13 protein-coding genes are annotated in these 14,129 nt (G+C 62.2%); 9 read left to right on the top strand and 4 right to left on the bottom strand.

The genetic code is table 11. The features are described from left to right. Positions 1–141: 141 nt before the first annotated feature. Together NEZ08_RS10840 and NEZ08_RS10835 are read right to left on the bottom strand one after the other, a co-directional pair. Positions 142–2,013 (bottom strand): ferrous iron transporter B, encoded by a 1,872-nt coding sequence (locus NEZ08_RS10840; protein WP_298106695.1) that lies wholly within the window; start codon positions 2,011–2,013, stop codon positions 142–144. 181 nt (positions 2,014–2,194) lie between these two features. Continuing rightward, the gene (locus tag NEZ08_RS10835; protein WP_298106693.1) at positions 2,195–2,482 is read right to left on the bottom strand and encodes a FeoA domain-containing protein; all 288 of its coding nucleotides are present in this window, start codon (positions 2,480–2,482) and stop codon (positions 2,195–2,197) included. 769 nt (positions 2,483–3,251) lie between these two features. Here NEZ08_RS10835 and cpaB point away from each other — a divergent pair. The 4 genes from cpaB to NEZ08_RS10815 all read left to right on the top strand — a co-directional run bounded on the left by cpaB (position 3,252) and on the right by NEZ08_RS10815 (position 7,841). Continuing rightward, a complete protein-coding gene (gene cpaB, locus NEZ08_RS10830; RefSeq protein WP_298106691.1) occupies positions 3,252–4,052 on the top strand; it encodes a Flp pilus assembly protein CpaB in 801 nt (266 codons plus the stop codon). Between the two features lie 62 nt (positions 4,053–4,114). After that, positions 4,115–5,644 (top strand): type II and III secretion system protein family protein, encoded by a 1,530-nt coding sequence (locus NEZ08_RS10825; protein ID WP_298106689.1) that lies wholly within the window; start codon positions 4,115–4,117, stop codon positions 5,642–5,644. A 245-nt stretch (positions 5,645–5,889) separates the two neighbouring features. Continuing rightward, on the top strand, positions 5,890–6,579 hold the full coding sequence (locus NEZ08_RS10820; protein ID WP_298106733.1) for a CpaD family pilus assembly protein: 690 nt from the start codon (positions 5,890–5,892) through the stop codon (positions 6,577–6,579). Further along, positions 6,576–7,841 (top strand): AAA family ATPase, encoded by a 1,266-nt coding sequence (locus NEZ08_RS10815; protein WP_298106686.1) that lies wholly within the window; start codon positions 6,576–6,578, stop codon positions 7,839–7,841. Before NEZ08_RS10820 ends, NEZ08_RS10815 begins: the two co-directional genes overlap by 4 nt. 143 nt (positions 7,842–7,984) lie before the next feature. Here the strand turns inward: NEZ08_RS10815 and NEZ08_RS10810 are convergent, their stop codons facing one another. After that, entirely contained in the window at positions 7,985–8,230 is a 246-nt protein-coding gene (locus NEZ08_RS10810; protein WP_367278403.1) for a PilZ domain-containing protein, read from the bottom strand. A 241-nt stretch (positions 8,231–8,471) separates the two neighbouring features. Between NEZ08_RS10810 and NEZ08_RS10805 the strand changes: the two genes are divergently transcribed. Then, positions 8,472–8,669, top strand: coding sequence for a Trm112 family protein (locus NEZ08_RS10805; protein WP_298106682.1), 198 nt, complete (start codon positions 8,472–8,474; stop codon positions 8,667–8,669). After that, a complete protein-coding gene (locus NEZ08_RS10800; RefSeq protein WP_298106680.1) occupies positions 8,666–9,637 on the top strand; it encodes an alpha/beta fold hydrolase in 972 nt (323 codons plus the stop codon). Before NEZ08_RS10805 ends, NEZ08_RS10800 begins: the two co-directional genes overlap by 4 nt. Positions 9,638–9,720: 83 nt before the next feature. Here the strand turns inward: NEZ08_RS10800 and NEZ08_RS10795 are convergent, their stop codons facing one another. Then, positions 9,721–10,941, bottom strand: coding sequence for a ubiquinone biosynthesis hydroxylase (locus NEZ08_RS10795; protein WP_298106678.1), 1,221 nt, complete (start codon positions 10,939–10,941; stop codon positions 9,721–9,723). 138 nt (positions 10,942–11,079) lie between these two features. Here NEZ08_RS10795 and tesB point away from each other — a divergent pair, with 138 nt between their 5' ends. The 3 genes from tesB to NEZ08_RS10780 all read left to right on the top strand — a co-directional run bounded on the left by tesB (position 11,080) and on the right by NEZ08_RS10780 (position 13,935). Beyond that, positions 11,080–11,952 (top strand): acyl-CoA thioesterase II, encoded by an 873-nt coding sequence (gene tesB / locus NEZ08_RS10790; protein WP_298106676.1) that lies wholly within the window; start codon positions 11,080–11,082, stop codon positions 11,950–11,952. A gap of 259 nt (positions 11,953–12,211) precedes the next feature. Next, complete coding sequence (locus tag NEZ08_RS10785; protein WP_298106674.1) at positions 12,212–12,550, top strand: P-II family nitrogen regulator; 339 nt, start codon at positions 12,212–12,214, stop codon at positions 12,548–12,550. Positions 12,551–12,633: 83 nt separating this feature from the next. Further along, positions 12,634–13,935: an ammonium transporter gene (locus tag NEZ08_RS10780; RefSeq protein ID WP_298106672.1), complete on the top strand. Its 1,302-nt coding sequence runs from the start codon at positions 12,634–12,636 to the stop codon at positions 13,933–13,935. Positions 13,936–14,129 lie beyond the last annotated feature (194 nt).

Raw genomic sequence — 14,129 nt, 5'->3', positions numbered from 1 at the left:
ATTCGGAATCTGCGTTGCGCAAATTGGAATCTCTCCACATTAGAATTAGAACAAACCTAAACTGGGGAGTTCGTAAGCACGCTGTGCGGAAGCCTGATATGAAGCTTGCGTTGCGCGCCATTGACGGAGCCTCCGGCTCAATCAGCCGGCGCCCAATGTGACGGCAATATTATACGTTAGAAGGCTCGCCGCGTAAGCCAGCGCGAACATGTAGCTGAAGGTGAGTACCATCCATTTCGTGCCGCCGGTTTCCCGACGGATGACGGCAAGAGTCGACGCGCATTGCGGGGCGAAGATGTACCACGCGAGCAGCGACAACGCCGTCGCCAGACTCCATTTGGTAGCCAGCACCTGGCCGATCTGGTCGGCGGCTTCCTTGCCGCCTTCGATGGCGTAGACCGTGCCTAGCGCTGCGACCGCAACTTCGCGCGCCGCCATTCCTGGAACGAGCGCAACCACGATCTGCCAGTTGAATCCGACTGGTGCAAACAGCGGCGCCAGCGCATGGCCAATGATTGCGGCGAGGCTGTAGTTGATGGCGGGCTCTGCGGTGCCGGCGGGTGGCTGCGGAAACGAGGCGAGAAACCAGATCAGCACCATCATCGAGAAAATCGTGGTGCCGGCGCGCTGCAGGAACATCTTCGCCCGGGTATAGACGCCGAGTGCGATGCTCTTGAGGCGAGGCAATTTGTAATCCGGCAGTTCCAGCATGAACGGCGCCGGCGCGTAATCGCGCCACATGAAGAACTTGATCAGGAACGATACGCCGAGTGCGCTGGTGATGCCGGCGGCATAAAGGCCGAACATCACCAGGCCGCGCAGATTGACCCAGCCCCAGACCTGATCGTCGGGTATGAAAGCCGAGATGATCAGGGTGTAGACCGGAATTCGCGCCGAGCAGGTCATCAGCGGCGCAATCAGGATCGTGGTCAGGCGGTCGCGGCGGTTGTCGATGACGCGCGTCGCCATGATGCCGGGAATGGCGCAGGCAAAGCTCGAGAGCAGGGGGATGAAGGCGCGGCCGTGCAGTCCTGCGCCGCCCATGATGCGATCCATCAGGAACGCGGCGCGCGCCATGTAGCCGAAATCTTCGAGCAGCAGAATGAACAGGAAGATGATGATGATCTGCGGCAGGAAGACGATGACGCTGCCGACGCCGGAGATCACGCCGTTCTGAAGGAAGCTTTGCAGCAGTCCCGCCGGCAGCGTGTCGTGCACGAACTGACCGAGCCCCGAGAATGCATCCGACAAAAGGTTCATCAGCGGCTGTGCCCAGGCGAACACCGCCTGGAACATGACAAACAGGATGAGCGCGAGAATTGCGAGGCCCGCCACCGGATGCAGCACCACCGCATCGATCCTCGCCGTCCAGTTGTCCGGCCGGGCCGGCAGGCTGACGGTTGCCGCGATGATGCGGTCGGCTTCGCGCTGGGTGGCTCGCAGCTCCGCGACCGAGAGCACCTTCCAGGAATTTTCCCGGGCCGAGCTCTGCGGCTTCATCGCAATCTCGTCGGTCTTGCGCAACAGATCGGCGATACCGGCCTTGCGCACTGCGATCGAGGTCACCACGGGAACGCCTAGCATTTCGGACAAGCGCGCGATATCGACAGAGACGCCGCGCCGCGTTGCGATGTCGAACATATTGAGTACCAGCATCAGCGACCGGCCGGTTTGCTTGAGTTCAAGCAGCAGTCGGATCGTCAGCCGCAGATTCGTGGAGTCGGCGACGCAGAGCACAAGATCCGGCGGCGCTTCGCCCGCGGCGCGCCCCAGCACGAAATCGCGGGTGATTTCCTCATCGGGGCTGCGCCCGCGCAGCGAATAGGTGCCGGGCAGATCGACGAGCGAGGCCTGCCGACCAAGCGGCGTGACAAAAAAGCCTTCCTTGCGCTCGACGGTGACCCCCGGATAGTTCGCGACCTTCTGCCGGCTGCCGGTCAGCGCGTTGAACAGCGAGGTCTTGCCGCTGTTGGGCGTGCCCACGAGGGCCAGATGCATCAACGGAGCTTCCATGACGGCGTACAGTCCAAAGCTCTGATTTCCGAAGTTCGCAAGCTGTTGCGGCGGCCTCTGATGCGAACTTCGAAATCAAAGGAGCTTTGGATCTTATGGTCTCTGACGCGGCTTTCGGATTTGGGGCCCTATAGCCGGATTACGGTCCTCTTGACAGGACCTTGAAATTCGAGGGCGGCCGTCAGACGACAATGACGGCCATCGCTTCGCGCCGGCGCATCGCGACCGTGACGTTATCGATGCGAACGGCGATCGGATCGCCGCCGACAATGCCTTCGTGAAGCACCTCGACCCTTGCCCCCTCGACAAATCCGAGTTCAAGCAGGCGACTTTCAAGCTCGAGCGCGGAAAGCGAGGAATTCACCCCATCGGCGGCGACTTTGTGGATCTTGCCGGAATAGCCGCGCTTGGCCGAACCAAGTCGCTTCTCGGGCGCCGGGTTGTCATCGATAGCTGTCATAACCGTCATAAATGTCTATTTTCAACGACAGGCCCGAAGGTCAAGCTTGGCGGGCTAAAACCCGCTGATCTTAGAGGAATTTTAAAGTGGCGGTTCAATTCCGCTCTTGGTAGCCCTTCTTCGGCTGGCGCCCGAATCCAAGCAATCGAGGTCCGTTGCCGAATCCGGTCAGTGCCAAACGGTGAGCCCCGTAGTTTCACGGTGAGGTGAAGCCGCGCGGACGAGAGAGCGCGGCGTGATGCGCTTTGAACGGCGTCGCCGCTCATAGCCGATGGCGACCATCATGACGGCGGAGCCAAGCGCTGCCCGGCCGAAATGATGGCGCGGAGAACCCGGCCGGTGCTCCGGCGAGGGAAGGAGTCGTGAGCGGGATAACGCGGCCGCACGTCCATCCGACGGTTTCGACTGGCCAGCAAGTCCGGATCAAGGTGCAAGGCCGCGGCTCGATGGTTGCATGGGAGAACCCTTCTCGCCGGGGCCGGCGTAGATCACGGCCCGCGCAATCGCGCCGCCCTGAAAAAACAGATCACGTACCAGAGACGTCCACAAACCCGTCCACCCGTTGGGGTGTGGAGACACCTGCCTGCGCAATCGATGGCGCCGCCCGCGCATCTGTTTTGGAAACGATAAACCTTGTGTTCACCATGCGGACAAATCGGCGGCCGGTCCTTCGCAAAGGCCGCGGCTTTCAAGGTCGCTTATACCTTTACCGCTTAGTCATCCTCAGAGGGGAGCTTCCAGGCCAGCTTTGTACCCCGGCGTAAACAGTAGATCGCGTATGAACATCGCCCGCATTGTCGTTCTAGCTATTGCTCTCAGTGCCGGCGGCGTCGCGGCGTACCTCGCCAGCGGATTGACCGAAAGCAAGCCTCCCGCCCCGGCAGCTGCACCTGTCGCACAGCTTCAGACTATCGATGTTCTGGTCGCCAAGGCCGACATCGGCCTCGGCCAGACGCTAAACGCCAATGACGTGATCTGGCAGACCTGGCCTGCGTCGACGACGAGCAACAGCTTCATCCGCCGAAGCGATCGACCGAATGCCAATAATCAGATCGCCGGCTCGATCGCGCGCGCTCCCTTTGTTGCAGGCGAGCCGATCCGCGAAGCCAAGCTGGTGAAGGCCGACGGCTCCGGATTCATGGCTGCTATCCTGCCAAGCGGCTATCGCGCGGTAGCGACGGAGATTTCCGCGGAGACCGGCGCCGGGGGCTTCATTCTTCCCAACGATCGTGTCGACGTCATTCTGACGCGCCGGGTGAAGAATCCGAACCCGAGCCTGCCCGATATCGTCGTCTCGGAGGTTGCACTGGCCAACATTCGCGTGCTCGCGATCGACCAAGCGCCGAAGGAAAAGGAAGGCACCAACAGCGTCATCGGCCGCACGGTCACGCTCGCATTGAAGCCCGAGCAGACAACCGAGCTCGCGAGCGCGCGCCAGGCTGGAACGCTGTCACTCGCCCTGCGCAGCATCGCCGACGCCAACCAGATTGCGATTAGCGTCAATGAGCGGAGCCAGCACCCCGGTATCGACGTGGTCCGCTACGGCGTCACCAACCCAGGTGGCGCAGCGTCGAAGTGACCAGAAGGGCGCCCAAGACCAGAAGGACGAAGAATATGGCGAGCAGGGGAAGCCGCACGTCGATGCGAACGTTATTGATCAGCACACTGTCAGCCTCTGCGGCAGCGCTTGCGCTCGCTTTCGCTCCGGCACCGGCCGCCGCAGCCGAGGGCGAGACGGCGGCCCCCTCGGGCCCAGCCATCATCAGCGTGCCGAAATCCACCGCGCCGGCGAGCACCGCGACGGCAAGTGCAGCCCCGGCGACGACCTCCGGCATCCCGCACGATACGCCGAGGACGCGCTTTCTTGCGCTCGGCGTCGGCAAGTCGGCCGTCATCGACCTGCCGCGCGACACCAAGGATGTGCTGGTAGCCGATCCGAAGATCGCCAACGCGGTGATCCGCTCGTCGCAGCGAGCCTACATCATCGGCTCCGCCGTCGGACAAACCAACGTCGTATTCTTTGACGCAGATGGCCAGCAGATCGCAGCCTACGACATTGCGATCAAGCGGGATCTCAATGGCATTCGCGCCGCGCTGAAGCAGCTTTTGCCGGCCGCCACCATCCAGGCCGAGGGCATCTGCGACAGCGTGATGCTGACCGGATCGGTAGCGACCCCGATCGAGGCACAGCAGGCCGGCGATGTCGTCGCCCGGCTGGTGGGCAGCCCGGACAAGGTGGTCAATTCCATCGTGGTCCGCGGCCGCGATGAGGTGATGCTGAAAGTGACCGTCGCGGAGGTCCAACGCAGCATCATCAAGCAGCTCGGCATCGATATCGGCGCCAACATGAACTACGGCACGGCCGTGGTGAACTTCAACAACACGAACCCGTTCAGCGCCAACAATGGACCGCTTGTCGGCGCCAATGGCCTGGCCGCTGCGGCCCTCAACCGGGCCGGCGTGCCGACGGTCACCGCAACCTTGCGCGCGATGGAAAGCGCCGGCGTCGTGCACACGCTGGCGGAGCCCAATCTGACCGCCATCTCCGGCGAATCAGCGACGTTTATTTCCGGCGGCGAATTCCCAATTCCGACCGGCGTTACCTGTCAAACGACGACCGCCGGCGCCATCGGAGACTGCGTGCAGACCGTGAGCTTCAAGAAATTCGGCATCTCGCTCAATTTCACGCCAGTCGTCATGACGGAAGGCAAGATCAGCCTGCGCGTCATGACCGAAGTATCCGAAGTCTCGCTGGAAAACGCCTTGCAGGGCGGCCAAGGCGGAACGACGATTCCCTCGATCAAGACGCGCCGCGCCGAAACGACGGTGGAGATTCCCTCGGGCGGATCGCTCGCGATGGCCGGGCTCATCCAGGAACAGACCAAACAGGCCATCAACGGCATGCCTGGCGTCGATCAGATCCCGGTTCTCGGTCAGCTGTTCCGCAGCCAGGACTTCGTCAAGAACCAGACCGAACTGATGGTCATCGTCACCCCCTACGTGGTGCGCGCGGTCGCGCAAAAAGAGCTTTCCCGGCCGGATGATGGTTTCGCGCCGGCCACCGATGCCCAGTCGGCGCTGTTTGCGCAGATCAACCGCATCTACGGCGTTCCGGCGCGGGTGGAACCGATCGGAAATTACCAGGCCAATTTTGGCTTCATCATAGACTAAGCAAGGCGGCGGCGGGGGGAAGCAAGATGACAAGCGGGACATTGCTCGATCGCTGCAGAATGCTGCGCTTCGTGCCCACTTTCATAAGTTCGTGTTTCACGTCACCGTGCACCGTTCGCGAAATTCGAAAGCTCATGGGCGCCAGCAGGAACACCATCTCAGTGCCGCCTTTTCATTTGAAGTTCCTGAACGGGGTTTGCCGCTTGCCACGCAGGAACTTCAAATGGGCGGCGCTGACCGGCGCGATGGCTGGCCTTGCGATCGTCCTGGGCGCCTGCTCGGAGACCACCGGAAGCGTTGCGACGCCGGTACAGCCGCCGGACGATTACCGCCTGCGGCATCCGATTGCGGTTCAGGAAGCCAACCACTCCATCGTTCTCTTCGTCGGACACGCACGTGGCGGGTTATCAGCAAACCAGCGCGCCGACGTCTTCGGCCTGGCACGCAGCTGGGTCGCCGAGGCAACCGGAGCCATTGTCATTGATGTTCCGGCCGATACGGCCAATGCCCGGGCAGCGGAAAGCGCCGTCCACGAAGCAAGAGGCCTGCTCGAAGCAGGCGGCGTGCCGGCCAACGCCATCAAGCTCCACCGTTACACGCCCGACGATCCGCGCACGCTTGCGACAGTACGTCTGAGTTATCCGAAGATGACGGCCGTCGCAGGCCCCTGCGGCGAGTGGCCCGAGGATCTCGGGCCCTCGATCAAGGATCCTACCTACTTCGAGAACAGATCCTATTACAATTTCGGCTGCGCCTATCAGCGCAACATGGCGGCGATGGTGGCGAATCCGTCGGACCTCGTGCAGCCGCGCCCGGAAACCCCCGCCTACACGGCACGGCGTACCGAAGGCTTTGAAAAATATCGCAAGGGTACGAGCACCGCGACCAATTATCCCGACGGCGACAAAGCCAAACTCAGCGATGCAGGCAAATGATTCACTCGCGTAACGATTCCGAAGAGCCGGACGAACTGCCCCCGCTCAGCAACGACTATATCGCCCCGGCGCCAAGAGTGTCGGTGCAGGCATTCTGCGAGACGACCGCAACCGCCGACGCGGTGCAATCCGCAGGTCTCGACCGGCGCCTGGCGAAAGCGCATCTGACCATCAAGATGGGCGGCATGGAAGCCGCCATCGAGACCTATCACAGCGTTCCGACCCCCAACGTCATCATTCTGGAGACCAAGGCCGGACACGACATCCTGGCCGGTCTCGACGAACTCGCGACCGTCTGCGACGCTGGAACACGCGTCGTCGTGATCGGCAGCAACCAGGATGTCGCCCCGTACCGCGAACTGGTACGTCGCGGCGTGAGCGACTATGTGATCGGTCCGGTCGAAACGCTCGACGTGGTCCGCGCGATCTGCGGTCTGTTCTCGGCGTCTGAAGACACGCCGGTCGGGCGCATCATTGCCGTTGTTGGCGCCAAGGGCGGTGTCGGGGCATCCACCGTCGCCCACAACGTGGCCTGGGCCATCGCGCGGGATATCGCGCTTGACTCCGTGGTGATCGACCTCGATCTGGCGTTCGGTACCGCCAGCCTCGACTACAACAAGGATCCGTTGCAAGGCATCGCCAACGCCGTGTTCGCGACCGAGCGGCCCGACAGCGCCTTCATCGAGCGGCTTCTCGCCAAGTGCAACGACCATCTCAGCCTTCTGGCCGCGCCTGCCTCGCTTGAACGCGTCTATGATTTTGGCGTCGACGCGTTTGATGCCGTCTTCGATACCATGCGCCTGACCACGCCGGTAATCGTTCTCGATATTCCGCACCAGTGGTCCGGATGGACGCGCCGCGCGCTGGTGGGGGCTGATGACATCCTGATCGTCGCCGAACCCGATCTCGCCAACATGCGCAACACCAAGAACATGCTGACCATGCTCAAGGCGGCGCGCCCGAACGACCGCCCGCCGCTTTATTGCCTCAACCAGGTCGGCATGTCGAAGCGACCGGAAATTTCTCCGCGTGAATTCGCCAAGGCGATTGAAGGCCCTTCGCTCGCCGCTATACCGTTCGACCCCAAGATGTTCGGTACCGCCGCCAATAACGGCCAGATGATTGCCGAGATCTCCGCCAGCCACCGCATCAGCAAGACCTTCGTGCATATCGCCAATCAGCTCACCGGGCGCGGCGAGCCGAAGAAGCCGAAGGGCTCGCTGTTCGCCCCGATCATCAACAAGCTGCGCGCCAAGGGCTGATCGGGCGGGAACTTCAAACAGGCGGCATCCGGGTCAGAAGTGCGCGCAGGCCTAACCCTGAATTCGGGTTAAGTCTGTGCGATCGCTATCCGCGAACAGTCCGTTTGCGAGACGGACTGGCCTGCTTTCAGCCCGTGGTGGCTTCAGTCCAGGAACTGGGCACCGAACTCGTAGCCGATCCGCCATGCCATTCGGCATTGCCGCGGCCGCCCTTCCGACATGATGATGGTGAACTCTGAAGGAACATCAAGGTGTTCGCTGATGACCTTCACGCCGCCGGCAGAGACGTCGGTAATGGTACAGTCGCGCGGCAGCGAACCCGTCCCAAACTGGATTTTGGCGAAGCTCCGGCACACGCGCCGTTCGCTTTTACGTCGATTTGCAAACATGTCGATCCTTGACCCGCCCGGTAGTGAACCATCTGGCACCGCACCGTCTTACCGGAGAAGTGTTGGAATCTACCTATTGGTTCGGATTGCAATTGATCGGATCTGTTCGCGTTTCCTTTACCGCCTCGCTCCGGAGGGACCGCCGTGCAGGAAACCGGCACGGCTATACGCGTGGTCCGAATGTGATACAGGAAGCCCTCAACCGGTGGCCTGATTCCAACATTTGCACGGAGACCATGGCATGACCGCCCTGCCCGAACGCCCCGAAGGCACTGTCGACCCCAAACTGCTGGAAATTCTGGTTTGCCCGATGACCAAGGGGCCGCTTGAATATGATGCCGCGCGGCAGGAGTTGATCTCGCGCGCCGCCAAGCTCGCTTATCCCATTCGGGACGGGATTCCGATCATGCTGCCCGAAGAGGCCAGGAAGATCGATTGAGAAAAGCCGTTCGATTGAGAAGAGCCTTGCGCAAATGCGCGCCTTTGATCGCGCTCGCCTTCCTCGGCCTTTGCTCTGCAACGACGATGGCGTCGGCGGACGAGACCCAGATTCGCGTCGGCAATCTCGATGCGTTTCTGACGACCCCGCCCGGCGTCGAAAAGCCGCCGGTCGCCTTGCTGATCGCGGGCTCCGGGTCGACCGATCACGACGGCAACGGACCGCAGGCCAAGCCCGCGACGTTGAAGAAGCTCGCCGGACAGCTGGCAGCTCAGAAAATCGCGACACTGCGCTACGACAAGCGCGGTGCCGGCGGATGGAAGCCGCAATTCGGCAAACCCGAGGATTTTCGCTTCAAGGACTACGTCGACGACGCTGTCTCGCTGGTGAACTACCTGCGGAACAGCGGAAAATTCTCCCGCGTGGTCGTGGTCGGGCACAGCGAAGGCGGACTGGTCGCGATCCTCGCGGCGCGGCAGACTCAGATCGACCGGCTGGTCCTGCTCGCTACTGCGGCGCGGCGGGAGGGTGATCTCGTCAAGGCGCAGCTTGAGAAGCGGCAGATTCCGCCCGACATTCGGGATCCCATCGCCAGGGCGATCGACGCTATCATGGCGGGGCAAACCGTCGACCCGCCGCCTCGGGGCTTTGACGTGCCGCCTTCGATGCAGCCGAGCCTCGCCTCCGCCTTTGTTGTCGACCCAATCGAGCCATTGAAAGCGATCGACAAGCCGATCCTGATTGTCGGCGGCGGGCGCGACCTGCAGGTGGCGCGCCTCGATTTCCTTGCACTCTCTACGGCAGCGTCGCTCGCAAAGACACTTTGGCTGCCGGACATGAACCATGTTCTGGTCGATGTGACCGACGATGCCGACAATCTGGCCGCTTACAATCAGCCGGATCGCGCACTCGATGCTAACATGGTCGACGCGGTCGCTGCTTTCATCCAGGCCGACGACAGGCGCTGATAAGCCGCCTGTTGTTTGCCCACGATCTCTGCGCAAACCTTACGCGTTTGTTGCGGGGAAACACCGCCATTTCGGATCCTGCGCTACAGCGCTTCGCCCTTGAGCAGGCGCGGAACCTCTCCGGCAAGACCGGCGGCCTGGCGAATGAACATGTCCTTCAGGGGCGGGGCGCGATCAACCAGACCAAGACCGATGTCGCGCACCGTCCGCAGCAGCGTCGATTTGTTCGAGAAAAGGAAGTTGAGCGAGTTGGTGGCAAGACCCATCGCCATGGTGTCGAACCGCCGCCAGCGTTGATAGCGCTCGAGCACGTCCGCCTGGCCGGGATCGATGCCGAGCCTTGCCGCATCGACGAGGACTTCGGCGAGCGCGGCGACATCCTTCAGGCCCATATTGAGCCCCTGACCTGCGATCGGATGAATCACATGGGCGGCATCGCCGATCAGCGCCAGACGCTCGCCGATGAACGAGCGCGCCACGAAATAAACAAGCGGAAAGGCACGGGGCTTGTCGAGCGCCCTCACCTCGCCCAGATGCAAACCGAAGCGCCGCTCGAGCTCGTTGTGAAAATCCTCTTCTCCGAGCGCCACGATCCGCGCCGCCTCGCTGCGCTTTTCAGTCCATACCAATGACGAGCGCTTGCCGGAAAGCGGCAGAATCGCAAAGGGACCGGCAGGAAGAAAATGCTCTTCGGCCCGGCCGTGATGATCGCGCTCATGTCCGACGGTGACTACGATCCCGGACTGGTCGTAGTCCCAGCCATTGGTGGCGATGCCGGCGCGCTCGCGCAGCTTCGAGCGTGCGCCGTCGGCGGCCACCAAAAGGCTCGCCTCGATGATGTTGCCATCCGAAAGGGTCACGTCGATGCCGCCGCTTTTTGCGGAAAAATCGGAAACCGCAAGGGGACGGAGGTCGACGCCCTCTGCCTCGGCGCGTTGCACCAGCACGTCGATCAGGTGTTTGTTCTCGACCATATGGGCGAAAGGTTCACCCGGCTCGATGTGTCCGGAAAATGTCAGGAAGACCGGCCGTGTCGCATCCTCCAGCTTCGAATCGGTGACAACCATGTCGAGGATGGGCTGAGTACCCGACGCAACCTGGTCCCAGACGCCGATGGCTTCGAAAAGGCGGCGGCAGGCCGCGACGATGGCGGTGGCCCGCGGGTCGCGACTTGGGCGCGTGCCGAGCGCCGGATCAACGACAATGACGGGAAAGTCGGGCCCGAGGCCCTGGCGTAGCGCCAAAGCGAGCGCGAGCCCGGCAAATGCGCCGCCGCCGATGACAATGCCTCGTTGAATCGACATGCTGGACCTGCTCGAAGCCAATGGAACCTTGCTACTGTATTATAGCTGGGCGAAACAGGGGCTATAAGCAAGGGCCAAGCCTGCCGTTCCGGGGGCGCGCTGCGCGGGCGTTCCGGACATGACGCCAGAAAGATTCCGATGTCCAAAAGCCTGATCGACCTGATTTCCATTCTCGATCTCGAACCGGTCGAGGTGAACCTGTTCCGCGGCAACAGCCCGAAGACGAGCTGGCAACGGGTGTTCGGCGGCCAAGTGATCGGTCAGGCGATGATGGCGGCGTGCCGCACCGTCGAGGGCCGGCTGCCGCATTCGCTGCACTGCTATTTCATCCTGCCGGGCGATCCACAGGTGCCGATCATCTATCAAGTAGAGCGTCTGCGCGACGGCAAGAGCTATGCGACCCGCCGCGTCACAGCGATCCAGCACGGCAACGCCATCTTCTCGATCATGGTGTCGTTCCACAGCGACGAGGAGAGCGCGTTCAACCACCAGGACGAGATGCCGGACGTGCCACCCCCGGAGAAGCTGACGGCCGAGGAGATCTCCAAGCAGCCGATGTTCCAGGAGGTCTTCCAGCGCATGCCGGATTTCATCCGCCGCTATTACGAATCCGACCGGCCGATCGAGCTTCGTCCGGTCGAACTCAATCGCTATTTCGGCCAGAAGATCGATGACGGACGCATCCACGTCTGGATCAAGACTGCCGCGAAGCTGCCGGATGATCCGGCGCTGCATATGTGCGCGCTGGCCTATGCGTCGGATTTCTCGCTACTCGACGCGGTGATGGCCCGCTATGGCCGCACCCTGTTCGACAAGCGCATGATGCCGGCAAGCCTCGACCATGCGATGTGGTTTCATCGGCCGTTTCGTGCTGACGAATGGTTGCTTTACGCCCAGGATTCGCCGAGCGCGCAAGGCGGGCGCGGGCTCACCCGCGGGCTGATATTCAAGCAGGACGGCACGCTGGTGGCCTCCGTCGCGCAGGAAGGCTCGGTGCGCGAACGCCGCTGATCGTGTCGAGGCACTCGAGTGCCGCCTCACCCGGCGGCCATGCCCTACCCTACGCGCCGGTTGCAATAGCGGCGGTCACAAGGCCAACCACCCGCTCTTGGCAGAAGACGCCGGCACCGCTACAGGAACTATCGGTCGAACCGGCAATTTCGCAATTGTTTTTCGGTCACGTGGCACTTTATTGTGCAACGGAGTGGGAGGAATACCATTCCCATGCCGCTTGACCGACCTTCGAAGTCCAGGAAAAGAAGGCCCGAAAATGAAGCTCATTATTGCCATTATCAAACCCTTCAAACTGGATGAGGTCCGCCAGGCACTGACGGCGATCGGCGTGCACGGCATGACAGTCACCGAGGTCAAAGGCTATGGCCGGCAGAAGGGCCACACCGAAATCTATCGCGGCGCGGAATACGTCGTGAACTTCCTGCCCAAGCTGCGGATCGAGATCGCTGTGGCATCCGATATCGCCGAAAAGGCCGTCGATGTGATCACCTCGAGTGCGCGCACCGGGCAGATCGGCGACGGCAAGATTTTCGTCACGCCAATCGACCACGCGTTGCGGATCAGGACCGGCGAGACCGACAGCGACGCGCTCTAGACTCGGTAACGAACTCGCAAGACTTCCATCGCACCTGGCAAGGGCGCCAGGCCCGCGAATAACAACGGGGTGGGGACATATCCATGGGGGCTCATTTGCGTTGCGCGGCGAAGCTGGCCGCGCCGGTTGCGGCCGTCTTTTCGTTTGTACAGCCGGCTTTCGCCGCAGACGGACAAATCAACGCCGCCGATACCGCCTGGATGATCGTCGCGACCGCGCTGGTGCTGATGATGACCATCCCGGGGCTCGCTTTGTTTTACTCCGGCATGGTGCGGAAGAAGAACGTGCTGGGAACGATGGCGCAAAGCCTCGCCGCCGTGGCTTTGGTCTCGATCCTCTGGGTGGCATTTGGCTATTCCCTGGTTTTCGTCGGCGACGGCCCGTGGCTTGGCAGCCTCGGTCGCTGGTTTCTCGCCGGGATGACCGTCGACAGCATCAATCCGGCGGCAAAGACGATTCCGGAAGCGCTGTTCATGCTCTACCAGATGACGTTCGCGGTCATCACGGTGGCGCTGGTCGCCGGTTCCGTCGCCGACCGCATGCGCTTCTCGGCGTATCTCCTGTTTTCGATCGGCTGGTTCATGCTCGTTTACGTGCCGCTGGCGCATTGGGTGTGGGGCGGCGGCTTTCTCGGTACTGCCGGCGTTCTGGACTTTGCCGGCGGGCTGGTTGTGCATCTTTCCGCCGGCGCCGGCGGTTTGGTGGCCGCCCTGGTGGTCGGACGCCGACGCGGTTACGGCACGGAAAATCTGTCGCCGTTCGATCTGTCGCTGGCCGTGATCGGCACCGGCCTGTTGTGGGTCGGCTGGTTCGGTTTCAACGGCGGATCGGCGCTCGGTGCCAACTCGCGCGCGGTGATGGCGATCACGGCGACGCATCTTTCAGCCTGTGCCGGCGCGCTGACCTGGGGCGCGATCGAATGGTCGATCCAGCGCAAGCCATCCGTGCTCGGAATGATCTCCGGCGCTGTCGCGGGGCTCGGCACCATAACACCGGCCTCGGGATTTGTGGCGCCCTGGGCGGGGGTGGTGATCGGCGTGATTGCGGGCGGCATCTGCTTCTGGGCCTGCACCTGGCTCAAGCGCCGCTTCGATTACGACGATTCGCTGGATGTTTTCGGCGTCCATGGCATCGGCGGATTGGCCGGAGTCCTCCTGACCGGGGTGTTTGCCAGCGCCTCGATCGGAGATGCGTCCGGCCTTCTCGAGGGCAATCCACATCTCTTGCTGACGCAAGCTTACGGCGTAGCCGTCACGCTTGGCTGGTCGGTAATCGTGACTTACATCCTGCTGAAACTGGTCGGCCTGTTCGTTCCCATTCGCGTTTCGACGCAGCAGGAACTTGAAGGCCTGGACATTTCGCAGCACGGCGAGGCGCTGCAATAAAGTACTAAAATACCGCTACTGCCTTTGCGCTGAGCAGCGTTCAAGCGCCAGATTCTCTTGCGCATAATTGATGAGCCGCAATGCCCAACATTTGAGCAGTGGCGTCCGGCATCATTCCGCGCGCGCCCGGCGCACCTCAAAAACCCGGCTTTGAAAGGACGTTTGCGCCGAAAGCGAAACTGGCACGGCATTTG

The sequence above is a fragment of the Bradyrhizobium sp. genome (assembly GCF_027451485.1).
GTDB lineage: Bacteria > Pseudomonadota > Alphaproteobacteria > Rhizobiales > Xanthobacteraceae > Bradyrhizobium.
The sequence above is the reverse complement of the archived record's forward strand: the minus strand, read 5'-3'. Positions and strand labels throughout refer to the sequence as shown.